The organism is Pigmentiphaga sp. NML030171 (assembly GCF_002188635.1).
Classification (GTDB): domain Bacteria; phylum Pseudomonadota; class Gammaproteobacteria; order Burkholderiales; family Burkholderiaceae_B; genus Pigmentiphaga; species Pigmentiphaga daeguensis.
The window spans coordinates 265,423-288,626 of sequence record NZ_NINX01000015.1 but is presented as its reverse complement, the minus strand read 5'-3'; the positions used below and the strand labels follow the sequence as shown (position 1 = coordinate 288,626).

The following is a 23,204-nucleotide window of genomic DNA, read 5'->3' as shown; positions in this document are numbered from 1 at the left end:
ATTCGGTAAGGTGGGCTTGGAGGCCGGGGAGGCGGGCGGCCGGGCCGCGCGCCGGGGCCTCAGTGGGTATGGACGGAAGTGAAGGCGAGGCGCACGTAGATCGGCGCGTACGGCTCGGCCTGGGTGATCTCGAGCAGCGACTCGCGTGCCAGTTCCAGCATGGCGATGAAGTGCACGACGATCACCGGCACGCCGGCGCCGTCCTGCACGCGTTCCATGAAGAGTTCGGTGAACTCCATGTAGCGCACGTTCTGCAATCTGCGCAGGATCTGGCTCATGTGATCGCGCACGGACAGTTCCTCGCGCGAGATGTGGTGGTGCGCATTGAGCTTGGCGCGCTTGACGATGTCGGCCCACGCGTCGCGCAGTTCCTCGACGTTGACGTCGGGCAGGCGGCGCACGGTGGTCTGTTCCAGCAGCACCTGGGCCCGCACGAAGTCGCGTCCCAGCTGCGGCAACTGGTCCAGCTTCTGCGCGGCCAGCTTCATCTGTTCGTACTCGAGCAGGCGCCGGACGAGTTCGGCGCGCGGATCCTCGACTTCCTCGTCGGTGTCGGCCTTGCGCACGGGCAACAGCATGCGCGACTTGATCTCGATCAGCAGCGCCGCCATGAGCAGATACTCGGCGGCCAGTTCCAGGTTGTGCTTGCGGATCTGGTCGACGTACGACAGGTACTGGCGCGTGACTTCCGCCATGGGAATGTCCAGTACGTTGAAGTTCTGCTTGCGGATCAGGTAGAGCAGCAGGTCGAGGGGGCCCTCGAAGGTCTCGAGGAAGACCTCGAGCGCATCGGGAGGGATGTACAGGTCTTGCGGCAGCGCGAACAGCGGCTCGCCGTAGAGCCGGGCGATGGCAACGCCGTCGACGACGTCGGGCGTGCTGTCGACCGCGGGTTCAGCCAATGCTGCCAGCCCGTCGTTGGGGGGCGGGGAAGAGCCCATGCGGGAGGTGATCAGTCTTCAGTCTGATAGACATAGGGCTTCTGCGGCACCGTGCCGGCCTTGAAACCTTCGACGAGTTCCGGATCGATGGTCTTGTCCCACAGGCGGGCGCGGCCCTGCTTCTGCTCGCTTTCGAGGTTGGGGCGCTGCTGCTTCAGGTCCTGCAGGAATCGGGTGATGTCGGATTCGTAACTCTTGGCCATGACTAACCTTTGTTCTGGCATGCCGTGCCGCCGGCGCGTGGACCGTCGGTCGGGACGTCTGCTGTGCACCCGGGAGTTTACTGCACGCCGGGCCGTGGCGCCGGCCGGCGGGCGTCCGGGGCGGTTTGTCCGGGGTGGCGGGGTGATTTTTCTTCATTTTCCCGGATTTGGGGAATGATTTTTATCTTCCGGCCTGGCTTGGACGTAAATTTGCAGTAATTTTGCGGGGCTCAATTGATAAAGTATTCCCCGGTTTCCCTACTTTCCGACATTCCCATGAGCAAATGGTCGTTCACTTCGCATCCCGCTTCCGTGGGTGAGACGTACTTCGAACATCTCGCCGCGTCGTGGGGGTTCGCGTTCCGCATGTTGATGGGCGGCCTGGCGGCCCTGATCCACGGCCTGTTCCCGTTCCTGTGCGTGCGCACCGGTTCGTCCATCATCAAGAACCTGAACGACAAGATGGTGGTGAATCGCGTCAAGGCCGGCCACGCGCCGGCCGGGCAGACGCCGCAAGCCCGGGCGCGCTAGGCCCGGCGGGCGCCGCCCCCCGGGCGAAGGCACGGCCCGCCGCGCCGCCTACCGTACGCGCATGCCGGGCTGGGCGCCCGCCACGGGCTCCAGCACATAGATGCCGGGCTGCGTCTTTTCATCGGCGTGGCTCGCGGCCAGCACCATGCCCTCGGATACCCCGAACTTCATCTTGCGCGGCGCGAGGTTGGCCACCAGCACGGTGAGCTTGCCGACCAGGTCTTCCGGCTTGTAGGACGACTTGATGCCGGAGAATACGTTGCGGGTGCGGCCTTCGCCGGCATCCAGCGTCAGCCGCAGCAGCTTGTCCGAGCCTTCCACGTATTCGCAATTGACGATCCTGGCGATGCGCAGGTCGATCTTGGCGAAGTCGTCGATGGTGATGGCCGGCGCAATCTCTTCGCCGCCGGGCGTGGGCGCCGCGGGCGCCGGCGCGGCGGGCGCTTCCAGCAGCGCGTCGAGCAGCTTCGGGTCGACCCGCTGCGCAAGGTGCTTGTAGGGCGCGATGCGCTGCGGCGGCACGACCACGTCGCGCCATTCGAAATCGCGCCCCAGGCCGAACAGCTCGTGCGCCACCCGCCGCGTCAGCTCGGGCAGGACCGGCGCCAGCATGACCGACAGCGCCTTGAAGCCGATCATGGTGCGCGAGCAGATCTCGTGCAGTTCGCGCTTCCTGTCCGCGTCATCCAGCTGCTTGGCCAGCACCCAGGGCTGGGCCGCGTCGAAGGCCTGGTTGATGCGGTCGGCGGTGGCCATGATCTCGCGGATGGCCTTGCCGAACTCGCGCGCCTCGAATGCGTTGCGCACGAGCGTCGCCGCGGCGTTGAGCTCGTTCTCGAGTTCGATGGGCGTCCCGCCTTCATAGCAGAGCTGGCCGTCGAAATGCTTGATCAGGAAGTTCGAGGCGCGGCTGGCGATGTTGACGTACTTGCCGACCAGGTCGCTGTTGACGCGCGCGACGAAGTCCTCGGGGTTGAAGTCCATGTCCTCGACGTGGGCGTTGAGCTTGGCGGCGATGTAGTAGCGCAGCCACTCGGGGTTCATGCCCAGGTCGAGGTAGCGCAGCGGCGAGATGCCGGTGCCGCGGCTCTTGGACATCTTCTCGCCGCTGACGGTGATGAAGCCGTGGACGTGCAGGCCGTCGGGCGTCTTGCGCTGGGCGAAATGCAGCATCGCGGGCCAGAACAGGGCGTGGAAATAGACGATGTCCTTGCCGATGAAGTGGTACTGCTCGGTATCGGACTGCGGATCGAGCAGGGCGTCGAAGTCCAGGCCGGTCTTCTTGCAATAGGCTTTCAGCGAGGCCAGGTAGCCCACCGGCGCGTCGAGCCAGACATAGAAATACTTGCCCGGCGCATCGGGGATCTCGATGCCGAAGTAGGGCGCGTCGCGCGAGATGTCCCAGTCCGCCAGCTTGCCTTCCTCGCCCAGCCATTCGCGGGTCTTGGCGTAGACCTCGGGCTGCAGGCGCGGCGTGCCGTTGCCGTTGACGCTGCCGGTCCATTCCTGCAGGAAGGCGTAGCAGCGCGGGTCGGACAGCTTGAAGAAGAAGTGGTCCGACGTCTTGAGGACGGGCGTGGCGCCGGTCAGGGTGGAATACGGATTGCGCAGGTCGGTGGGGGCGTAGACGGCCCCGCAGACCTCGCAGGAATCGCCGTACTGGTCCTTGGCGCCGCACTTGGGGCATTCGCCCTTGATGTACCGGTCGGCCAGGAACATGCCCTTGACGGGGTCGTAGAACTGCTCGATGGTGCGGGTCTCGATCAGGCCGGCATCGCGCAGTTTCAGATAGATCTGGCGCGACAGCTCGGTGTTCTCGTCGGTGTCGGTGGAGTGCCAGTGGTCGAATGCGATGTGGAAGCCCTGGAGGTACCTGGGGCGTTCGGCGGCGATGCGGGCGACGAGTTCGCGCGGCGTGATGCCTTCGCTTTCCGCCTTCAGCATGATGGGCGCGCCATGGGCGTCGTCGGCGCACACGAAGTGGACCGTATGGCCTTGCATGCGCATGTTGCGGACCCAGATGTCGGCCTGGATGTATTCCATGATGTGGCCGATGTGGAAGGATCCGTTGGCGTAGGGCAGGGCGGTGGTGACGAAGAGTGTGCGCGACATGGGGCGGGAAAAGAGGGGGCGATGAAAGTATCGAATGGGGGATTTTAGCCGCTGGGACGACGGATGGCCGGGCACGGCGCTTGCGTGCGCCGCCGGGCCGCCGTTTTTGCCATACTGGGCGCAAGGAGGTATCCATGTCCATGAACACCGTTTACGCGACCCGGGAACCCGCCCGGGACGAGATCGACGCCCTGGGCGAGCCCACGGTGCTGGAGTTCGGCGCGCCCTGGTGCGGGCATTGCCTGGCGGCCCAGCCGCTGATCGAGGCCGCCTTCGAGGGGCATGCCAAGGTCCGGCATCTCAAGATCGAGGACGGCAAGGGCCGGCCGCTGGGGCGCTCGTTCGGCGTGAAGCTGTGGCCCACGCTCGTGTTCCTGGACCGGGGACGCGAAGTGGCGCGCCTGGTGCGCCCCGGCCAGGCGGGGCAGATACGCGAGGCGCTGGCCCTGATCGATCCGCCGGCCTGAAGGCGGGCGCCGTCAGGCGCGCGCCGCGCGGCCGGCGTTGCGCAGCATGTCGTAGAGCAAGTTGGCGGCCGGGGAAAGCGGCCGCCCATGTTTGGAGATCAGGCCCAGGGTGCGGCTGACGCGCGGCTGCGACAGCGGAATCCCGACCAGGGTCGCGTGCGTGGTCAGCGGCAGGGCCAGTTGCGGGACGGCGGCCACGCCCAGGCCGGCCTCCACCATGCCCAGCAGGGTCAGGATGTGGCTGACCTCGATGGCGGTCTGCGACCGCTTGCCGCTCTTGGCCAGCGCGGCCTCGATCAGCAGGCGGTTGCCGCTGCCCTTGTCGACGGTCATGACGCGTTCCCGCGTCAGGTCCTCCCAGGTGACCGACTTGCGCCGGGCCAGGGGATGGTCCTTGCGCGCGGCCAGCACGAAGTTTTCCTTGAAGATGGCCTTGAAATCGACCTCGGCCTCCTGGGTCCCGATGAAGTTCACGCCGAAATCGGCCCGGCCGGAGATGACCGCGTTCAGGACGGTGTTGGCGCCTTCGTCGATGACGCGCACCCGGATGCGCGGGTGCTTGGCGGTGAAGTCGCGCAGCACCGAGGGCAGGAAGTAATAGGCCACCGATGGTACGCAGGCCACCGTGACGAGGCCGCTCAGTTGTGCCGCGAGGTCGCTCACGCCCAGCATGGCGCTTTCCAGCTCGTCCAGTGCGGCGCGCGACCGTTCGAGGAACACGCGCCCCACATTGGTGAGCGAAACGTGCCGGGTGGTGCGGTCCAGCAGGCGCGCACCAAGAATGGCCTCGAGCTTTTCGATGCGCCGGCTGAGCGCGGGCTGGGAAAGGTGCAGGTCGTCTGCGGCCGCGCGAAAGCTGGAGCGTTCAGCCACCGCGACGAAAGCCTGCAATTCCTGGAGGTCGAAACTAATGCGTGCCATGCATCAAATTATATAAAAAATGCAATTTACTAATGCACAAGCCAGGTGCATCATTTCGTCATGCAAAAAGCCATACCTTGTGTACTGATGCGGGGCGGTACGTCCCGCGGTCCCTATTTTCGCGCCGAATGGCTGCCGCAGGACGTCGCCAAGCGCGACCAGGTGCTGCTGGCGGCCATGGGCTCGCCGCACGAACTGCAGGTCGACGGGCTGGGCGGGGCCAATACGCTGACCAGCAAGGTCGCCATCGTTTCGCCCTCGACGCGTCCCGGTTGCGACGTCGACTACCTGTTCGCCCAGGTGTCGGTCGACCGCGCCCTGGTGGACACCCGCCCCAACTGCGGCAACATGCTGTCCGGCGTCGCGCCCTTCGCGATCGACCAGGGCATGGTCGCCGCCAGCGACGGCGAGACCCGCGTGCGGATCTACAATGTCAACACGAATTCGACCATCGATGCCGTGGTGCAGACGCCGGGCGGCAAGACCGAATACGAGGGCGATGCCCGCATCGACGGCGTGCCGGGCACCGGCGCGCCGATCCGGCTGAACTTCCTCGATGCCTGGGGCTCGGTCACGGGCAAGGTGTTTCCCACGGGCAACACCCAGGACGTCATCGACGGCGTGCCCGTCACCTGCATCGATGCGGCCATGCCGCTGATGATCGTGCGCGCATCGCAACTGGGCGTGAAGGGCGACGAGACGGCGGCCGAGCTGGATGCCAACACGGCCATGCTGGCACGGCTGGAGTCCCTGCGCCTGGAGGCCGGCCGGCGCATGGGCCTGGGCGACGTCACCGACAGCGTCATTCCCAAGCCCGTACTGGTCAGCGCGTCGGCGGATGCGGATACGGTGGTGTCGCGGTATTTCACGCCGCACAAGTGCCACCGCTCGCATGCGGTGACCGGCGCCATCGGTGTGGCAACCGCCTTCGTGACGCCGGGCACGGTGGCGTTCGAGCTGGGCGCGCCGCGCGCGGCCGGCATGCATCGCATCGCCGTGGCGCACCCCTCGGGGCGCATCGAGGTCGATGTCGAATTGCGCGGCACCGCGCCTTCGATCGAAGTGTGCGGTGCAGGCCTGATTCGCACCGCCCGGAAAATCATGGAAGGGCAGCTTTACATTCCCGCACGCTTTTTTTAGGACCGCGTCATCCGCCTCCGGGCGCCATCGTCGAGCGCCTGGCGGAAGCCGCTTACGCTTCGGTAGTTCCGAAGAATCACACGGAGACTCATTCATGCAAGCCTCGTTCCGAGTGCCGGCGATCGCCGCCTTTGCCACTGCCTTCACCCTGTCCCTGGGCGCCGCCAGCGTCCAGGCCGCCTGGCCCGAGCGCCCGATCACCATCGTCGTTCCCACCGCTCCCGGCGGCGGCAACGACGCGTTCGCGCGCGTCATCGCCCAGAAGATGGGCGACAGCCTCAAGCAAAGCGTCGTGGTCGTCAACAAGGCCGGCGCGCAGGGCGCCATCGGCAGCGAGTACGTGGCGCGCGCCCCGGCGGATGGCTACACCATCCTGTTCGGCTACATCGCCACGCACGGCATCAACCCCGCGCTGCAGAAGCTGCGCTACGACCCGGTCAAGGACTTCAAGCCCATCGGCCTGCTGGCCAGCTCGCCCACGCTGCTGGTCGTGTCCTCGTCCTCCGGCATCACCTCGGTCAAGGACCTGATCGAGAAATCCAAGAAGGATCCCAAGGGCCTGAGCTACGCCTCGGCGGGCGCCGGCACCGCGCCGCACGTCACGGCCGAGCTGTTCAAGATGGTGACGGGCGCCAACATGCTGCACGTGCCGTACAAGGGCTCGGCGCCGGCGATGACCGACACGCTGGCCGGCACGACGCAGGTCATGTTCCCTAGCCTGTTCAGCGCCTATCCTCACCTGGCCTCGGGCCGGATCAAGGCCCTGGCCCTGGCCGGCGACAAGCGTTCCGATGTCCTGAAGGACGTGCCGACGCTGGAAGAGCTGGGCGTCAAGGGCGTCAGCGTGCCCCAGTGGTATGCGCTGTTCGCGCCGGCCGGCACCGACGACGCCATCGTCGAGCGCCTGAACAAGGAGCTCAACGCCGCGCTGCATGACCCCGAAGTCATCGCCAAGTTCAAGGAGCAGGGCGCCGACACGAAGAGCAGCACGCCGCAGGAGCTGGGTGAATTCGTGAAGTCCGAAGTGGCTCGCTGGAAGAAGGTGGTGGAAGCGGCGAAGATCACGACTGAGTAAGGGTCCCCCCCTACGCGCTTACGCGCGCCCCCCAGGGGGCGATGCGGGTGGACCGGCGGAGCCGGATCCACCGCATCCTGGGGAATGAGATTGTGGCTGGCCCTGGGTGTGTCTTGCGGGGCATCCGGGAATGGCGTGGAGGGCGGTGCTTGCACCGCCTTTTTCTTTATCAGGAGGAGATATGAAGAGAAGCGTTGCAGTAGCCGCGGCGGTGTTGTCGGCGGCTTGGGCGGTGGCGGCGGTGGCGCAGCCTATCGTGTTGCGCGACATGGGGTCGTTCCATATCGGCGGCGAGCCTTTCGTGGTGTCGGGCGAGCCGGTGAAGGAGGTGAAGTTCACCGCCAACGGCGTGCCGCTGAAGATCGATCCCAACGGCACCTACATGGTCGGGCAGATGTACGTGCAGTACTTCATCCCCGAGCCCCGCAAGGGCGCGGTGCCGCTCTTGATGTGGCATGGCGGCGGTTTGACGGGGGTGACGTACGAGACGACGCCCGATGGCCGGCCCGGGTGGCTGAACGATTTCCTGCGCAAGGGATGGGCGGTCTACAACTCGGACGCGGTCGAGCGTGGCCGTTCGGGATGGCCGGCCACGGCCAAGCCGGTGTGGCAGGGCGATCCGGTGCTGGTCACCGCGGCCAATGCCTACGAGCGCTTCCGCATCGGCGGGGCGGGGTCGTGGAGCGATGATCCGGCGAAGCGCAAGCTGCTGCCCGGGAACCAGTTTCCCGCCGACCAGATCTGGCAGTTTTCACGGCAGTTCGTGCCCCGGTGGATCACCACGGACGAGCCCACGCTGAAGGCCTATCTGCAACTGGTGGACAAGGTATGCCCGTGCGTGCTGCTGGTGCACAGCCAGGCCGGCAAGTTCGGTTTCCAGGCCGCGCAGGCACGCCCGGACAAGATCCGCGCCGTGGTGGCGGTCGAGCCGGCCGAGGTTGGCGACGAGGACAAGGAAAAGATCGCGGCGTTGAAGTCGGTGCCCGCCCTGATGGTGTACGGCGACTACATCGAACAGGACTCGCGCTGGCCGGCGATCCGCGCCAAGGGCGCGCGCTTCGCCCAGGCCGTCAGGGAGGCCGGCGGCCAGGTGGACGAGGTCGATCTGCCCAAGGTGGGTATCAAGGGCAATTCCCACATGGTGATGATGGACAAGAACAACCTGGAAGTGTCCGCGCTGATCAACGAGTGGCTGGCCAAACGCGGGTTGTATCGGTAGGTTGGCGAGGGAGCGGCCGAAGGCCGCATGGGGGAGGGCTTGCCTTTCAGGACAGCTCTCTTACCTCGACGTCGACGATGTCGCTGCGCTTCATGCGGTTGGCGTAGCCGCTCGTGGAGCGGGCGGGGGCCGCCGCCGCGGTGGCGCCCTCGGCGTTGCCGCCGCCGAAGCCCCAGCGGGTCTGGGAGCGCTTCCAGTAGGTATTGGCGACGAACGGCTTGCCGCGCAGCTTGGCCACGACATAGACGATGGCCAGGGCGACGGCGGTCGAGGCGAGGAGGATGGCCGCCATGATCATGCCGACCAGGGCGATGCCCGCCACGAAGGCGGTGCGTAGCAATTTGGCGATGGTGTCAGTCATAGGTGGTGCGTCGGGCGGGAGCGCCCGGAGCGGGCGGTGAAAGCGTTTGGGCGGCGGCGGGCTTGGAAAAGTTCCCGGTTTTTCGGGCTCACCTTGCAGGTGGGGACGTCCGCGGCCAGGTTCAATAGGGTTCTTCCGGGGTTTCGACCGGTTCGATGCGGGTGGCGATGACCTTGTCGATGCGTTTGCCATCCATATCGACCACTTCGAAGTTCCAGCCCGCCCAGTCGACCTGCTCGCCGGTGTGCGGGATGCGGCCCAGCAGCAGCATCAGCATGCCGGACAGCGTATGGTAAGTGCCCGAATCGCCTTCGGGTAGATGCTGTAAACCCAGCATATCCTCCATCTCGTGCACGTCGAGCAGGCCGTCGAGCAGCCACGAGCCGTCCTCGCGCTGCACGGCCGAGGATTCCTCGGGCGCGGTGGAGGTATGGAATTCGCCGACGATGGCTTCGAGCACGTCGCGCAAGGTCACCAGGCCTTGTACGTCGCCATATTCATCCACGACCAGCGCCGTCTGGGTGTGCGAGTCGCGGAAATTCTGGACGAGCTCGGTGCCGGTCAACGTTTCGGGTACGTACAGCACCGGGCTCAGCCGGCTGGCAAGATCGAGCGGCTCGCCGGCCATGAGCTGGGCCAGCAGGTCCTTGGCGCGCACGAAGCCGATCACGTCCGACAGGTCTTCGCGCACGACGGGGAAGCGGGAGTAGTGCGAGCTTTCGATCTTCGCCCGCGAGACCTCGAGCGGTGCGTTGACGTCCAGGTAGACGATGTCCGAGCGCGGCACCATGAGCGAGGACAGGCGCCGTTCGTCCAGCCGGAAGACGTTGCGCACCATTTGCTGCTCGGCCTGTTCGAAGATGCCCGCCGTGGCGCCCTGGGCCATCAGTACCTGGATTTCTTCTTCGGTGACGAGCTGGTCGTTGTTTTCCCTGACGCCCATGAGCTTGAGCACCGTGTCCGTGGCCAGCGACAGCAGCTTGACGAAGGGCGTGGCGACCCACGACAGCAGGCGCATGGGCGCGGCGATCAGGCCCGCGATGGTCTCCGCGTGCATCTGGCCCAGCCGCTTGGGGACCAGCTCGCCGATGATGATGGACATCAGGGTGATGACGATGACCACCAGGGTCAGCGCGATCGCGCTGGCCGCGTCCGCCAGTGCCGGGAAGTGGTCGCGGATGGCCTCGGCCAGCGGCTTGGCCAGGGCGCCCTCGCCCACGATGCCGGTCAGGATGCCGATCGAGGTGATGCCGATCTGGACAGTGGAAAGGAAGCGCGTGGGGTGTTCGGCCAGTTCGAGCGCGGCGCGGGCCTTGGCGTCGCCTTCGTCGGCGCGCTGTTGCAGGCGGGATTTGCGGGCGGTGACAACGGCGATCTCGCTCATGGCGAAAATGCCGTTGGCGATGAACAAAATCAGAAGTAAGCCAATTTCCATTTTTTCAGGCGGGTCGGTCAGGCGGGCATTCCCCTTTTGGTTGGAAAACGCTTGTAACGCCAGCGAAACCGGTCTTATTTGACCGAATTTCCCCCACCTACTGTTATGAAGACCCCGTAGTCTAGCCGAGGATGGCCGTATTCCAAATGGGCAATGCTACTTACGGGCGCCGGAGCGGCCGTAAACAGATGGAAACAATACTCCGCGCGCGATCACGGAACACGCGCATGATCCGCTATGCTTGCGGTTGAAAATCAATACAGCGGAAGCGTCATGAGTTTGTCAGTCGAACGGGCCTGCGCGGCCGTACCCGGCATGATCGATCCTCTCCTGGGCGCCGACGGGGCTGGCGCCGCAGTCGCGAACGGAAACGTATTGCCTGCTCCGCGGACGTGATGCGCCTGCCTTTCGCGCCCGCCGTCCTGTGCGCCTTGCTGGCCCAGCCCGCGTTCGCGGCGCGGCCCGAGATCACCATCGATCCGGGCGGGCTGCCTGCCAGCGCCCTGCAAGCCGTCACGCACGCCGTGGACAGCATGGCGGACATGGCCGACGACCAGGACGGCGGCGAGGGCATACGCCTGCGCCGCCGCGCCCGCGAGGCCACGCTGGACGCCCTGGCCACCGAAGGCTATTTCTCGCCCGAGGTCCAGTTCGAGGCCGGCACCGACGTGGCGGGTCCCACCTGGGACATCACCATCGTCCCGGGCGAGCGCACCCTCATCGAGACCGTGGACATCTCTTTCCTGGGCGCCATATCCGGTCCGGAGTTCGAGGAGCGCGTCGCCAAGCTGCGCCAGGACTGGGAACTGAAGGAAGGCAGCCCGTTCCGCAACGACGAATGGGAAACCGCCAAGCGCAACCTGCTGGACGCGGCGTCCGAGCGCGATTTCCCGGTGGCCCGCCTGGTCGATACGGCGGCGGACGTGGACGCCGACCGTGCCCGGGCGGCGCTGCACGTCAAGCTCGACAGCGGCCCTGCGGTGCGCCTGTCGGGCGTCGAGGTCCGGGGCCTGAAGCGCGTGCCCCAGGGCACGGTCGAGCGCTATGTCCGCATCCGCCCGGGCGAGCCCTACGACCGCGACCGCATGGTGGACTGGCAGCAGACGCTCCAGTCTTCTCCGTTCTTCTCGGGTGCCAAGCTCGACATCGACCGCCAGGGCATCGCGCCCAACCATGAAGAGGATCCGGCCCTGATGCCCAAGGGGCTGGAGCCGGACCAGACACGCACCGAGCGGGCCTACCAGGGGCCCAGCCACCTGACGCTGCCGGTGCTGGCGGACGTGGTCGAATCGCGTCCCCGCCGCATGAGTGTCGCGCTGGGCGTGGACGACGAGGCGGGACCGCGCATCGAGACCATCTACCGGCAGAACGTGGTCCTGGGCCAGCCGGTGGAGCTCGAGACCGGGCTGCGGCTGGACCGCCTGCGCAAGCTCGGCTATGCCGACATCCATCTCGCGCCCAACGAGAACGGGTTCCGCGACAGCTTCGGCGTGCTGGCGCAGGACTCGGACGTGCAGGGCCTGCACGTGCGGCGGCTGGCGGTGGGCGCCATCCGCGCCAAGACCTATCCCGCCGGTTTCCAGAGCCGCGTCGAGTACGAGACCCGCTACGGCGCGCGGGTCGCGCACGAAATGACCGACATCGACGGCTACAACTCCTTCACCACCAACACGGCCACGGCCACCGCCGAGATCATCCGCCGCGACGTCAACGACAAGTACGACCCGCGCGAAGGCACGCTGTTCGCGCTGGGCGCCGGCGCGGGCACCGCGCTCGACGCCAGCAATCATTTCCACCGGCTGACCGCGCGCGGCCAGTTCTGGTGGTCGCCCACCAAGCGCGACGTCATCACGGTGCGCGGCGAGGTCGGGCGCCTGTGGGCGCAGGATCTCAATCGCGTGCCGGACGATTTCTCGTTCCGCACCGGCGGCGCGCGTTCGGTGCGCGGGTATCGCTACCTGGGCCTGGGGCGCCAGGTGGGCAACGCGGTGCTGGGCGATGCCGTGCTGTTCGTCGCCAGCGTGGAGGCCACGCGTTACTTCGACGACCGGCTGGGCGGGGCGATCTTCGTCGATACCGGCAACGTCGCCTCGCGCTTCTCGGACATGAAGCTGGCGACCGGCGTGGGCGCGGGCCTGCGGGTCCGCACGCCGGCGGGGCCGCTGAGCGTGGACCTGGCCTACGCGCTGCGCGACAAGAACATCCGCCTGCACTTTTCCCTGGGGATCGCATTTTGAACGGGCCCGTCACTCCTTCCCCCAAGCCCGCTCCGCGTCGCCGCCGCTGGCCCTGGGCCGTGGCGGGCGTCTTCGCGCTGGGCGTGGCCGCGGTGGCCGGCGCGGGCGCATGGATCGCGTCCTCGGCCAGCGGCGCGGCCTGGGCCGTGCGCACAGGCGTGCAACTGGCGGGCGGATCCGTCCGCCTGGAGGGCGTGCGCGGGTCCCTGCTGGGCGGACTGGACATCGATGCGCTGGAACTGCGGCTGCCGACGTTGGATGCCGACCTGGAGAGGCTGCGCCTGGATGTCCGCTGGCGCGCGCTGCGCGGGGCGCGGCTGCACGTTTCCGAATTGTCGGCGCGGCGGGCCAGGCTGAACCTGCGGCCGTCCGACGAGCCCGCCACGCCGCTGACCTCGCTGCGGCTGCCGCTTGCCATCGACGTGGACAAGCTGGGGCTCGGCACGCTGGACATCGAGATGGATGGCGAACGGCTGCCCGCCAGTTTCGACGGCATCGACCTGCGCGCGACGTCGTCGGGCGCCGAGCACCGGGTGCTGCTGGCCAACCTGCACGTGGCGGCGCCGCAGGCCGAGGCGACGCTGCGGGGCGAGGCCAGCGTGGGCGCGGATGCGCCGTTCCCGGTGAAGCTGGCGCTGCATGCCGGCGGCCATCAGGCGGCGCACGCGTTCGACCTGGGCGCCTCGGCCACTGGATCGCTGGAACGCCTGGCCTTCGCCGTGAGGGGCGACGGCGCGGGCGTGGACGTGAATGCGGAGGGGCAGGCGGCGCTGCTGGAAGGATTCCCGCTGCGCGGCCTCAAGCTGCAATTGCACGGCATCGATCCCGCCGCCTGGATGCCCGGCGCGCCATCCGCCAACCTCGGCCTGACCGCCGACCTGGCGGTGGCCGACGGCAGCGGCCGGCCGCTGCTTCAAGGCCCGTTCGCGCTGACCAATTCCACCCCGCGCCCGCTGGACAAGGACGGCGTGCCGGTGGCCGCGATATCGGGACAACTGAGCGCGCCGGTCGAGACCTTCGACGCGCTGGACGTTGCCTCGCTCCTGATCGAGTTCGCGGGGGGCGGGAGCCTGTCGGGCCAGATGGACTGGCGCCGCGACGCCGCGGCCGGCGACGCCGGACGCGTGCGGGGCCGGCTGCAGGCCAGCGGCATCGATGCGTCGCGGCTGCACGGCGCGGCGCTGCCGACCAGGCTGGCGGGCACGCTGACGTTCTCCGCCGACGCGGCGGTCCAGTCGCTGACCGCGGACCTGTCGGACCGGTCGCGCAAGGTGCCGCTGGCGCTCAAGCTCGAGGCCGGCGTGCGCGACGAGGTCGTGCGCATTCCGCAGTTCGCGCTGACCGCCGGCGAGGCGCGCGCGAACGGCAAGGGCGAACTGCAACTGGCCGAGCCCCGGCGCTTCGCCGCCGAGCTGCGGCTGGACCGTTTCGACCCCAGCCACTGGGTGCGCAGCGAGGCCCTGCCGCCGGCCCAGGTCTCGGCGCGAGCCGAGGTGAAAGGGGCCTTGCTGCCCGAACTGGGCGGGACGGCACAACTGCGCATCGAGGAGGGCAGCCGCTGGAACGGGCAGCCCCTGGGCGGGCACGGCGAACTGGCTTTTGCCGGCATGCGCGTCACGCGCGCCGACGCGGCGCTGAACGCCGGCAGCAACCGGCTGACGGCCAAGGGCGCGTTCGGGCGCCCGGGCGACAAGCTGGATTTCGACCTGGACGCGCCACGCCTGCAGACCTTGTCATCGCTGCTGAACGGCCGCCTGTCCGCGCGCGGCTCGCTGGGTGAAACGCTGGATGCGCCGGTGCTGGACATGACGCTGGACGCGGGCGACCTGCAGTTGCCCGGCGGCGTGCGCGTGGGCAAGGTGCAGGGGCGCACGAGCCTGGGCGGATCGCCGGTCAACGGCAAGCGTCCGCAGGGCGGGTTCGCGGCCGCGCCGGCCGACATCGACCTGCGCATCGACAACGTGGCCGTGTCCAGCGCGCCGCAGGCCACCATGAGCCAAGCCACCCTGCGTCTGCAAGGCACGATGGCGCGCCATGAAGGGACGGTGGATGCCGAGTTCGTGCCGGCCGACCGGTCGGCGCCGGCCACGCTGGCGATCCGTTTCGACGGCGGCTGGGGCGCGGGTCCGGGCCGGGGCGCGCCGCCCGGCTGGCGCGGCAAGGTAGGGCAGTTCGACCTGTCCCGCGCGCCGCTGGGCATGTCGCTCGAGGCGCCGGTGGAACTGAGTTACGTGCCGTCCGCGGCGGCACCGCAATGGCAATGGGAAGTGGGGCCCGCTGGCATCGCCTTGCGCCTGCCGGGCGGGCAGACCGGCAAGCTGGTCAACGAGGGGGCACGCGGCGGTGGCGGCCGCTGGGAGTCGCGCGGCCGCGCCGAGGGACTGGCCTGGGCGCCGGAGATCCTGCTCGAGGCACTGGGCGGCAAGCCCATTCCGCGCGAGCGCGTCATCGTGCTGGATGCCGACTGGGACATGCGTTTCGCCGGTTCGCTGCAAGGGACGGCGAACATCCGCCGCCGCAGCGGTGACCTGTGGGTGCCCGGCACGCCGCCCATGGCGCTGGGCCTGCGCACGCTGGATGCCAGCCTCAGGGCGACGCCGGATGGCAACGCGGGCCACAGCCGCATCGTCCTGCAAGCCCTGGTCGAGGGCGACCGCGTGGGCAGCGTGCGGGTGGACGGCGAGGCCGGCGTCATCGCCCGTGGCGGCGCGATCGGCCTGGACCGTGACCGTCCGGCCCAGCTCGATGCCCAGGTGGACCTGAAGGACCTGAGCTGGGTCAGCCTGTTCATCGGCGACAGCGTCGAGGTGGGCGGCAAGGTGGCCGGTTCGGCGCGCGTCGCCCAGTCGGGCGGCCAATGGCATGCCTCCGGCGGCCTCCAGGGGGAAGGCATCCGGATCGTACGGCTGGACGACGGGCTCAGGCTGCTGGACGGCACGCTGAAGGCCACGCTGGAGGATGACCGCATCGTGCTGGAATCCTTGCGTTTTCCCAGCGTGATCCGGGTCAACCCGCGCGATTCGCGGGTGCAGCAGTGGATCAAGAACGAGAGCCAGGGCGGCTGGATGGAAATCAGCGCCGATTGGCGGATGTCTCAGGCCTCGGGCCACGCGACTCTCAAGGCCGAACGCTTCCCCGCGATCCAGCGCGCCGATCGCTTCGTGGCCGGCTCGGGGCGGGTGGACATGGACATCATCCCGGACCGCATGCGTATCGCGGGCCTGTTCGAAGCCGACACCGGCTGGGTCGACATGGGCACCCAGGCTCCGGCCAAGCTGTCGGACGACGTGTACGTGCGCCGTACCGGCGAGGAGCGGCAGAAGAAGACGCTGGGCATCGCCATCGACGTCGGCGCCAAGCTGGGCGACCGCTTCTACCTGCGAGGCTACGGCCTGGATACCGGCATCACCGGCGACCTGCGCATCGTCGGCATGGTCGGCGCCTTGTCGTCCAGCGGCACGGTCCGCACGCGCGGCGGCCGCTTCGATGCCTATGGCCAGACGCTGACGGTGCGCCGCGGCGTGCTGACTTTCCAGGGGCCGCTGGACGATCCCCTGCTGGATGTCGTGGCGGTGCGTGTCGGCCCGCGCGTGGAGGCGGGCGTGCGGATCAGCGGCACGGCGCGCCGCCCCCGCATCGCGCTGGTCTCCACGCCCGAGGTGAGCGACGTGGAAAAACTCTCGTGGCTGCTGCTGGGCCGGGGCCCCGACGAAGGCGGAGGCGGCGCCGATGCCACGTTGTTGCTGAGCGCGGCGACGTCGCTGCTGGGGCCGCAGGGCAGCGAACCGATCTCGCGCCAGCTCGGGCTGGACGAGATCGGCGTGCGGTCGGGCAACGTGGGCAGCAGCCGCGGCCTGCTGCCGGACCGCACGGTGGCGGGGGACAGTACCTCGTCGGCCTACGCCCTGTCGAACAACCAGTTCCTGGTGGTGGGCAAGCGCCTGTCCGACCGGCTCTACGCCAGTTTCGAACAGGCGCTGTCGGGCCGCGACGGTGTGGTCAAGCTCAGCTACCGCCTGAGCAATCGCCTGTCGGCGGTGGCCAAGGGCGGCACCTTGAACGGCCTGGACCTGCTGTATTTCGTGCTGTTCGACGACTGACGCAGACTCGGGGGGCGTTGCGGCCCCCCGCGCGTTCAGGGAATGGCCGGCAGCACCCGCCCCCGTACGCTGCCGAAACCCACGCGCAGCGCGCCTCGGCGGGCATGGCCGCGAATGACGACTTCGTCGCCGTCCTGCAGGAAGCCGCGCGTGCTGCCGTTTGCAAGGGCCAGGGGTTGCCTGCCGTTCTCGGTCAGCTCCAGCAGGCAGCCTCGCGCCTCGGGGCTCGGCCCGCTGATGGTGCCCGAGCCCATCAGGTCGCCGGTGCGCAGGTTGCAGCCGCTGCTGGTGTGGTGCGCGAGTTGCTGCGCCATGGTCCAGTACAGGTGCCGGAAGTTGCTGCGGGTGATGGTCGCGGATGCGCCGTCCGGCGTGCCGAGTTCCACCGACAGTTCGATGTCGTAGGCGTGGCGATCGGTTTCTCGCAGATAGGGCAGCGGCACCGGATCCTGTTGCGGGGCGTCCACCCGGAAGGGCTGCAGGGCGTCCAGCGTGACCACCCACGGCGAGATCGATGTGGCGAACGCCTTGGCCTGGAAGGGGCCGAGGGGAACGTATTCCCAGCGCTGGACGTCGCGGGCGCTCCAGTCGTTCATCAGCACCATCCCGAAAATGCGCGCGATCGCGGCATCGGGATCCAGCCGGCTGCCCAGGGCCGTGCCCGGCCCCACGAAGAAGGCCGTTTCCAGTTCGAAGTCCAACTGGCGGCAGGGCCCCCACTCGGGCGTGCCGCCGGCGACGGGCAGTTGCCCCATGGGGCGGTGCACGTCGTGGCCGGACAGCACCACCGAACTGGCGCGGCCGTTGTAGCCGATGGGCAGGTGCTTCCAGTTGGGAGTGAGCGCATTGGCCGGATCCCGGAACAGCTTGCCCACGTTGGTGGCGTGGTCCTCCGACGAATAGAAGTCGGTGTAGGACGCGATCTCGAACGGCAGGTGCAGCGTGCACGCCTGCATGGGCAGCAGCGCGCGGGAGCGCAATCCGGCGTCGTCGCGCAGGCGCGCGTCGGTGCCGGACAGCAGCGCCGCCAGGCGTGCCCGGACCGCGTTCCACACGGGCCGGCCGGCGGCGGCGAAGGCATTCAGGCTGCCCTGGCCGAACAGCGCCGGTCCCGAGGGCGTGGGCAGCAGTCCCGCGCGCTCGAGCGCGTGCAGGTCCACCACCCAGGAGCCCAGCGCGGTACCGGCCCGGAGCCCGCCGTCCGGCGTGGAGAAGATGCCGTAGGGCAGGTTCTGGATGGGGAAGTCGCTGTCGGGCTCGACGTCGATGAAGGCGTGCAGCGACGCATCGATGATCTCGTACATGGCCGCGCTCAGTTGCCGGTGTTCAGCAGGCCGAGCGACTGGATCAGCGCACGGTTGGTGTCGTTGTCGCTGGCCAGCCGGCTGGCGAAGGTGGCGCTGTCCAGGTAGTTGACCTGCTGGTAGAGCTGGCCGGCCGCCTTCTGGAATTCGCTCTTCTGCGTGGCGGCGTGGCAGGCTTGCTGGAGCTTGTCGCGCGCGGCCTGCGGCACGCCGCGGCTGACGTACAGGCCGTTGCGGGCGATGACCGCGTGCTTGATGCCGAACTCCGTGATGGCGGGTACCTCGGGCAGGCCGGCCAGGCGCTTGTCGCCGTACACCGCCAGGATGCGCAGGTCCTTGCCCACCACCGACGAGACGCCCAGGGCGCCGAAGTCGATGTGGCCGCCCAGCAGTTGCGGGATGACCTGGGCATCGCCGCGGAAGGCGATCTCGTTGAAGTTCACGCCCGAGGACTTGGCCAGGTTGGCCGTGGCCAGGTGCGGTACCGATCCGGGACCGGCGTGGCCGTAGGACAGCTTGCCCGGCTGCTGGCGCGCCTGGTCCAGCAGTTCCTTGACGCTGTGGATGGGCGAGTCCTTGCGCACGGCGATGACGAACGGGTTCTCGAAGATCTGGCAGATCGGCGTGATGCTGTCGGGCTGGTAGGGCAGGCGGCCCATCAGGAAGGGGGCCTGGGTCAGCGGCGACGAGGGCGAGAACAGCACCGTGTAGCCGTCGGGACGCGCGGAGGCCACGGCGGCCACGCCTATGGTGCCGCCCGCGCCGTCGCGGTTGTTGACGACGATCTGCGTCGACAGGATCTCGGACAGTTCGCGGCCGAAGGCGCGCGCCATGACGTCCACGCTGCCGCCCGCCGAGTACGGAACGATCAGCTCGACCGGGCGCGACGGGTAGGTCTGGGCGGTGGCCGTGGCGCACATGGCGGCCAGGAGCGGAACGAACAGGATCTTCTTGAAAGACATGCTTGGTCTCCTCTTGGAGTGGGGGTTACTGCTGCACGGGCAGGGCCGGATCGAACTTGCCGTCGACCAGGACGAACAGCACGCGGGCCGGCTCGTTCGTGCGGTTGGTCCAGGCGTGATTGGTGCCGCGCTGGATCAGGACTTCGCCGGCGCCGAGCGTGACCTCGGATTCATCCAGCAGCATGGTGATCTCGCCCGACAGCACGATGGCGTAATCGATGGTTTCGGTGCGATGCATGAAGGGGTGGCGCTGCTTGCCGCCGCCCTGGGCGGTCAGCGCATGCTGGCCGCCGAACATCGAGAACGCCTGTTTGGCGGCATCGGCATCCACGTCGCGCAGTTCCAGGCCGGCGGGCGGGAATTCGATGATGCGCACCACCGTGCCCAGTTTCGGCGGGGCCAGCGACACCGGCCCCAGGGTGGGGTCGGCGCCATTGTCGATGGGCGCGGGGGCCGTGGGCGTCAGCCACAGCTGGGTCAGGTAGTAGCCGGGGCGGCTGGCATCGTGGCGGACGTTGGGCGCATAGCCGTCCTCCAGCACGACGGCGCGGCCCTGCTCGTCATGGCCGGTCACGACACGGCGGATCTTTCCGTTCATGGGGGTTCCTCATGCGGGCGCCGGATGGCGCGTCAGGGTCCATCATAGGAATTCCCAGCCATTCGGTCAAACGAATGATTCAATCAATCGACTGAAACAAAAATCCAGGCTTTGCGGGTAACATAGGCTCCCTATCGCTTTCCGGACGACTCCATGCCCAGCCCCGCCGCCGATCCCGCCGAATCCGCCTCTACCCGCGACCGCATCGTCGACGTGGCCGAGCGGCTGTTCGCCGAGCACGGCTACAACGGCGTATCGCTGCGCACGATCACCGCCACCGCCGGCGTCAACATGGCCGCCGTGCACTACTACTTCCGGACCAAGGAAGGATTGCTGCGGGCGATCTTCGAGGCGCGCGTGGGCCGGATGAACGACGAGCGGCACGCGCTGCTGCAGGCCTGCGTGCCCGCCGACCCGCAGGCGCGGCCGGAGGTGCGCGCCGTGCTCGAGGCCTTCATCGGACCGGGCATGCGCGTGGGGCAGACCGAGGAGGGCGCCCGCTTCAACCGGCTGTCGGCCATCTGCTCGGTCGAGCCCGATCCGGCGGTCAAGAACATCGTGTTCGGCGTCCACGACGACGTCGGCCGGCTGTTCGTCGACATCCTGGCCCGCGCCTGTCCCCACTTGACGCGGGATGAGCTCTACCTGCGGCTGCAATGCGTGTTCGGCAGCATGATGTACATCCGCGCCGACAACGGCCGCGTCGCCCGGCTGATGCCGGACGTGCGCGCCACGCCGGTGTCCGCCGCCAGCGTCGACCTGACCCTGTCGCGCCTGCTGGATTTCCTGGCAGCGGGGCTGGCGGCGCCCGCCGCCGGCTAGCGCCTTACATCACAACTCCCGGCAGACCTCGAAGATCAATTCCCGCAGCCAGCGCTGGGACTGGCTGGGATGGGTCCGTTCGTGCCAGAGCTGCGAGACGACGAACTCGCCCAGCGGCAGCGGATGGGGCGCCATGCGCAGCGGATAGAGACCGCAGAAGGCCAGGGCGATGCGGCGGGTGACGGTGGCGATCAGGTCGGTGCAGGCCAGCGTGGGGGCGATGGCGAGCATGTGGGGAACCTGCGCGGCGACGTCGCGCGAGATGCCGTGCTGTTGCATCGCATCCTGCAGCACGCGCTCGCGCGCGCCGTTCTGGCGCGGCATGGCGACGTGCCGCGCCGAGGCGAACTGGCGGGGGCCGAGCGTCTGGCCATCCAGCGGGTGGCCGATACGGTGCAGGCAGACGTAGTCGTCCCTGAACAATTCCTGCCGGTAGATGGGATAGGTGGCGGTGGCCACCGGCGACAGTACCAGGTCCACCTTGCCCAGCAGCAGCAATTCCTCGGGCATCAGGGGCTCGATGGGGTGGATGGCCACCGACACCGAAGGGGCCTCCGAGGCCAGGCGCCGCATGAGCGCGGGCAGCAGGGTAAAGGTGACGTAGTCCGTGGCCGCGATGTTGAAGTGCATGCGGGCGGCGTGCGGCGCGAAGGGCTCGGACGGCGAGGCCAGTCCGTTCAGGGCGAGGATGGCGTGGCGCACGCCGGTGGCCATCTCCATGGCCTTGTGGGTGGGGACGACGCCGCGCCCGTTCCGCAGGAACAGCGGGTCGCGGAAGATCTCGCGCAGCTGCGCCAGCCCCTTGCTGACGGCGGACTGGCTGATGTCGATGCGATCCGCGGCGCGGGTTACGTTGCCTTCGGCCAGCACCGCGTCGAAGATCATCAGGAGGTGCAGGTCGACGTGCTTGATATCCATGGGTCCGGGCTTCGTCGGGGCCGGTGGGCGGCCGTGATAATCAAATATTCCATAACGGAATCGAGATAGCCATTCCTGGCGGGAAGGCGCGGTCCGGCCAGATCCTCGCTATGGGGTCGTGCGCCGTCCGTCCCGCTTCTGCCCGCATCGGGCTCGTTCTTCGTCGATTTCGCGCATTCCCGGGTAGTGCCTGTATCCGTTCCGCGGTACCTGCGAGCCGGGTTGCGGGTTCCTTTCGACCAGCTCCGCCGCGTTGACAGTCCCGGCAATTGCTCAGCATGCTGAGAACCTGTCTCGGGCAGTGCATCGCAGGATCAATATTCGCAGAACGAGGGAAAAAGACCAGCATGAAAACCAGGATCAACGGCGACTGGGTGGTGGGATACGAGAACGGCGGGCATGTGCTCTACCGGCAGGCCTGCGTGGTCTACGACGGGGACCGTATCGTCTACGCGGGGGACGATTACCGGGGCGAGGCGGACCGCGTCATCGAGGCGCCGGGCTGCCTGTTGTCGCCGGGCTTCATCGACACGCACGTGCACTCGGGTCACCGCGCGCTGCACAAACTGCTGACCGACCACGGCCGGGCGGACCTCTTCGGCCAGCCCTACATGGACGTCACGATCGCCCGGTCGGGCACGCGCATACAGGGCTATCCCAATTACCTGACCAAGGAAGAGGCGCAGGTGGATCCCGGCATCGCCCTGCATGCGGCGTTCACGGTCAGCGAACTGCTGCGCAACGGCGTGACGACTTTCGTCGAACTGGGCGGGCACGTGATCGTCCAGGAGGCGTTGTGGAGGCAGTGCGAGGCGCTGGGGGTGCGGGGCTACCTGGGGCCGGGCTATGACAGCGGGCGCTGGGCCTCGGACGACGATGGCAACCTGACGCGCGTGCCCTATCCCGACGGCGGCCTGCACCTGTTCAACGACGCGGTGGCGTTCATCGAGCGGGTCGAGCGCGATCCGAGCGACCTGGTCCACGGGATCCTGGTGCCGCGCGAGGTCGAGAACTGCAGCATCGACATCCTGCGCCGGACCGTGGCGGCGGCGCGCGACCTGGGCGTGCCGATGGCGACGCACGCCGGCTACAACGTCATCGAGTTCTACGAGACCGTGCGCGAACATCGCAAGACGCCCATCGAACTGTTGGATAGCGTGCAGATGCTGAGCCCGGCGCTGAACATCGGGCACGCCAACTTCATCTCCGACAGCCCGCGCCTGAACTATTCGGGCGGCCGCGATCTCGAGCGCATGGGGAAGAGCCAGGTCTCGGTGTCCCACTGCCCGATCAACATCGTGCGCCGGGCCCGCGTGCTGGATTCGTGGAAGTCGTACCGCGAGGTCGGGGTGAACATGACGATAGGCAGCGATACCTATCCGCGCGACATGATCATGAACATGCGCACGGCTTCCTATCACGGCAAGGTCATGAGCCATGACCTGACGGCGGCCAGCGCGCAGGAGGTGTTCGAGGCGGCCACGCTGGGCGGCGCCCGGTCGCTGGGCCGCGAGGACCTGGGGCGGCTGGCGCCGGGCGCCAGGGCGGACATCGTCGCCATCAATCTGGGGCGCAAGGACGTGCTGCGCTACGGGCCGATCTGGGATCCGATATGCAGCCTGGTCGAGTGCGGGGTGGGCGACGACGTGGACCTGGTCGTCACCGGCGGCGAGATCCGCATGCGCGACGGCCGCATTCCCGACGTCGACCTGGGCGGCCTGCGCGCCGAGGCCCAGGCCTTCGCCGAAAAGGTCTGGGGCCAGGTCCAGGACTGGGACCCGCTGCGGCGTACCGCCCGGATGATGTGCCCGCCTTCGTTCTGTCCCGATTGCGAATAGCTTGGGGCGCCGCCCGCGGC

Annotated in this window: 19 protein-coding genes; 9 read left to right on the top strand and 10 right to left on the bottom strand. The window is 68.2% G+C overall.

Annotated elements, in window-relative coordinates; all coding sequences use genetic code 11:
• Positions 1-59: 59 nt before the first annotated feature.
• Positions 60-941 carry a ScpA family protein gene (locus CDO46_RS03870; protein ID WP_087837236.1) on the bottom strand — a complete coding sequence of 294 codons (882 nt, stop codon included), beginning with the start codon at positions 939-941 and terminating at the stop codon, positions 60-62.
• Positions 942-952: 11 nt separating this feature from the next.
• Positions 953-1,144 carry a DUF3460 family protein gene (locus tag CDO46_RS03865; protein ID WP_087837235.1) on the bottom strand — a complete coding sequence of 64 codons (192 nt, stop codon included), beginning with the start codon at positions 1,142-1,144 and terminating at the stop codon, positions 953-955.
• Positions 1,145-1,420: 276 nt separating this feature from the next.
• Between CDO46_RS03865 and CDO46_RS03860 the strand changes: the two genes are divergently transcribed.
• Positions 1,421-1,675, top strand: coding sequence for a DUF6356 family protein (locus CDO46_RS03860; protein WP_087837234.1), 255 nt, complete (start codon positions 1,421-1,423; stop codon positions 1,673-1,675).
• Between the two features lie 48 nt (positions 1,676-1,723).
• Here the strand turns inward: CDO46_RS03860 and metG are convergent, their stop codons facing one another.
• The gene (gene metG, locus CDO46_RS03855; RefSeq protein ID WP_254914553.1) at positions 1,724-3,823 is read right to left on the bottom strand and encodes a methionine--tRNA ligase; all 2,100 of its coding nucleotides are present in this window, start codon (positions 3,821-3,823) and stop codon (positions 1,724-1,726) included.
• Positions 3,824-3,921: 98 nt separating this feature from the next.
• Between metG and CDO46_RS03850 the strand changes: the two genes are divergently transcribed.
• On the top strand, positions 3,922-4,254 hold the full coding sequence (locus CDO46_RS03850) for a thioredoxin family protein (protein ID WP_087837232.1): 333 nt from the start codon (positions 3,922-3,924) through the stop codon (positions 4,252-4,254).
• Between the two features lie 12 nt (positions 4,255-4,266).
• Here CDO46_RS03850 and CDO46_RS03845 read toward each other — a convergent pair whose 3' ends face one another.
• Entirely contained in the window at positions 4,267-5,175 is a 909-nt protein-coding gene (locus CDO46_RS03845) for a LysR family transcriptional regulator (protein WP_087837231.1), read from the bottom strand.
• A 60-nt stretch (positions 5,176-5,235) separates the two neighbouring features.
• On the opposite strand from CDO46_RS03845, the gene CDO46_RS03840 reads away from it, so the two are divergent.
• From CDO46_RS03840 to CDO46_RS03830, 3 genes are all read left to right on the top strand, one after another.
• A complete protein-coding gene (locus tag CDO46_RS03840; RefSeq protein WP_087837293.1) occupies positions 5,236-6,315 on the top strand; it encodes a 4-oxalomesaconate tautomerase in 1,080 nt (359 codons plus the stop codon).
• A gap of 94 nt (positions 6,316-6,409) precedes the next feature.
• Complete coding sequence (locus CDO46_RS03835) at positions 6,410-7,390, top strand: tripartite tricarboxylate transporter substrate binding protein (protein WP_087837230.1); 981 nt, start codon at positions 6,410-6,412, stop codon at positions 7,388-7,390.
• Positions 7,391-7,571: 181 nt separating this feature from the next.
• Positions 7,572-8,609: an esterase gene (locus CDO46_RS03830; protein WP_087837229.1), complete on the top strand. Its 1,038-nt coding sequence runs from the start codon at positions 7,572-7,574 to the stop codon at positions 8,607-8,609.
• Between the two features lie 46 nt (positions 8,610-8,655).
• Here the strand turns inward: CDO46_RS03830 and CDO46_RS03825 are convergent, their stop codons facing one another.
• Together CDO46_RS03825 and CDO46_RS03820 are read right to left on the bottom strand one after the other, a co-directional pair.
• A complete protein-coding gene (locus CDO46_RS03825; RefSeq protein WP_087837228.1) occupies positions 8,656-8,970 on the bottom strand; it encodes a hypothetical protein in 315 nt (104 codons plus the stop codon).
• Between the two features lie 121 nt (positions 8,971-9,091).
• Positions 9,092-10,405, bottom strand: coding sequence for a hemolysin family protein (locus tag CDO46_RS03820; RefSeq protein ID WP_087837227.1), 1,314 nt, complete (start codon positions 10,403-10,405; stop codon positions 9,092-9,094).
• Between the two features lie 395 nt (positions 10,406-10,800).
• Here CDO46_RS03820 and CDO46_RS03815 point away from each other — a divergent pair, with 395 nt between their 5' ends.
• Both CDO46_RS03815 and CDO46_RS03810 read left to right on the top strand, forming a co-directional pair.
• Entirely contained in the window at positions 10,801-12,642 is a 1,842-nt protein-coding gene (locus CDO46_RS03815; protein WP_087837226.1) for an autotransporter assembly complex family protein, read from the top strand.
• Positions 12,639-16,742: a translocation/assembly module TamB domain-containing protein gene (locus tag CDO46_RS03810; protein WP_132978947.1), complete on the top strand. Its 4,104-nt coding sequence runs from the start codon at positions 12,639-12,641 to the stop codon at positions 16,740-16,742. The genes CDO46_RS03815 and CDO46_RS03810 overlap by 4 nt, the downstream gene beginning before the upstream one ends.
• Before the next feature lie 35 nt (positions 16,743-16,777).
• Here CDO46_RS03810 and fahA read toward each other — a convergent pair whose 3' ends face one another.
• The 3 genes from fahA to CDO46_RS03795 are packed head-to-tail and all read right to left on the bottom strand — an operon-like array spanning position 16,778 to position 19,606.
• The gene (gene fahA, locus CDO46_RS03805) at positions 16,778-18,046 is read right to left on the bottom strand and encodes a fumarylacetoacetase (protein WP_087837224.1); all 1,269 of its coding nucleotides are present in this window, start codon (positions 18,044-18,046) and stop codon (positions 16,778-16,780) included.
• A gap of 8 nt (positions 18,047-18,054) precedes the next feature.
• Positions 18,055-19,008 (bottom strand): tripartite tricarboxylate transporter substrate binding protein, encoded by a 954-nt coding sequence (locus tag CDO46_RS03800; protein WP_087837223.1) that lies wholly within the window; start codon positions 19,006-19,008, stop codon positions 18,055-18,057.
• A gap of 25 nt (positions 19,009-19,033) precedes the next feature.
• A complete protein-coding gene (locus CDO46_RS03795) occupies positions 19,034-19,606 on the bottom strand; it encodes a cupin domain-containing protein (RefSeq protein ID WP_087837222.1) in 573 nt (190 codons plus the stop codon).
• 153 nt (positions 19,607-19,759) lie between these two features.
• On the opposite strand from CDO46_RS03795, the gene CDO46_RS03790 reads away from it, so the two are divergent.
• Positions 19,760-20,428, top strand: a complete 669-nt coding sequence (locus tag CDO46_RS03790; RefSeq protein WP_087837221.1) for a TetR/AcrR family transcriptional regulator — start codon at positions 19,760-19,762, stop codon at positions 20,426-20,428.
• 9 nt (positions 20,429-20,437) lie between these two features.
• Here CDO46_RS03790 and CDO46_RS03785 read toward each other — a convergent pair whose 3' ends face one another.
• Positions 20,438-21,346 carry a LysR family transcriptional regulator gene (locus tag CDO46_RS03785; RefSeq protein ID WP_087837220.1) on the bottom strand — a complete coding sequence of 303 codons (909 nt, stop codon included), beginning with the start codon at positions 21,344-21,346 and terminating at the stop codon, positions 20,438-20,440.
• A gap of 347 nt (positions 21,347-21,693) precedes the next feature.
• Between CDO46_RS03785 and CDO46_RS03780 the strand changes: the two genes are divergently transcribed.
• Positions 21,694-23,184 carry a chlorohydrolase family protein gene (locus CDO46_RS03780; protein WP_087837219.1) on the top strand — a complete coding sequence of 497 codons (1,491 nt, stop codon included), beginning with the start codon at positions 21,694-21,696 and terminating at the stop codon, positions 23,182-23,184.
• The last annotated feature ends 20 nt before the right edge of the window (positions 23,185-23,204 follow it).

What these genes read in the sequence shown, in the direction of transcription:
- CDO46_RS03860 (WP_087837234.1), top strand. Translation starts at nt 1,421, where the DNA reads ATGAGCAAATGGTCGTTCACTTCGCATCCCGCTTCCGTGGGTGAGACG.
- CDO46_RS03850 (WP_087837232.1), top strand. Translation starts at nt 3,922, where the DNA reads ATGTCCATGAACACCGTTTACGCGACCCGGGAACCCGCCCGGGACGAG.
- CDO46_RS03780 (WP_087837219.1), top strand. Translation starts at nt 21,694, where the DNA reads ATGAAAACCAGGATCAACGGCGACTGGGTGGTGGGATACGAGAACGGC.
- CDO46_RS03835 (WP_087837230.1), top strand. Translation starts at nt 6,410, where the DNA reads ATGCAAGCCTCGTTCCGAGTGCCGGCGATCGCCGCCTTTGCCACTGCC.
- CDO46_RS03785 (WP_087837220.1), bottom strand. Translation starts at nt 21,346, where the DNA reads ATGGATATCAAGCACGTCGACCTGCACCTCCTGATGATCTTCGACGCG.
- CDO46_RS03795 (WP_087837222.1), bottom strand. Translation starts at nt 19,606, where the DNA reads ATGAACGGAAAGATCCGCCGTGTCGTGACCGGCCATGACGAGCAGGGC.
- CDO46_RS03845 (WP_087837231.1), bottom strand. Translation starts at nt 5,175, where the DNA reads ATGGCACGCATTAGTTTCGACCTCCAGGAATTGCAGGCTTTCGTCGCG.
- CDO46_RS03815 (WP_087837226.1), top strand. Translation starts at nt 10,801, where the DNA reads ATGCGCCTGCCTTTCGCGCCCGCCGTCCTGTGCGCCTTGCTGGCCCAG.
- CDO46_RS03830 (WP_087837229.1), top strand. Translation starts at nt 7,572, where the DNA reads ATGAAGAGAAGCGTTGCAGTAGCCGCGGCGGTGTTGTCGGCGGCTTGG.
- fahA (WP_087837224.1), bottom strand. Translation starts at nt 18,046, where the DNA reads ATGTACGAGATCATCGATGCGTCGCTGCACGCCTTCATCGACGTCGAG.
- CDO46_RS03825 (WP_087837228.1), bottom strand. Translation starts at nt 8,970, where the DNA reads ATGACTGACACCATCGCCAAATTGCTACGCACCGCCTTCGTGGCGGGC.
- CDO46_RS03865 (WP_087837235.1), bottom strand. Translation starts at nt 1,144, where the DNA reads ATGGCCAAGAGTTACGAATCCGACATCACCCGATTCCTGCAGGACCTG.
- CDO46_RS03790 (WP_087837221.1), top strand. Translation starts at nt 19,760, where the DNA reads ATGCCCAGCCCCGCCGCCGATCCCGCCGAATCCGCCTCTACCCGCGAC.
- CDO46_RS03820 (WP_087837227.1), bottom strand. Translation starts at nt 10,405, where the DNA reads ATGGAAATTGGCTTACTTCTGATTTTGTTCATCGCCAACGGCATTTTC.
- CDO46_RS03840 (WP_087837293.1), top strand. Translation starts at nt 5,236, where the DNA reads ATGCAAAAAGCCATACCTTGTGTACTGATGCGGGGCGGTACGTCCCGC.
- CDO46_RS03870 (WP_087837236.1), bottom strand. Translation starts at nt 941, where the DNA reads ATGGGCTCTTCCCCGCCCCCCAACGACGGGCTGGCAGCATTGGCTGAA.
- CDO46_RS03800 (WP_087837223.1), bottom strand. Translation starts at nt 19,008, where the DNA reads ATGTCTTTCAAGAAGATCCTGTTCGTTCCGCTCCTGGCCGCCATGTGC.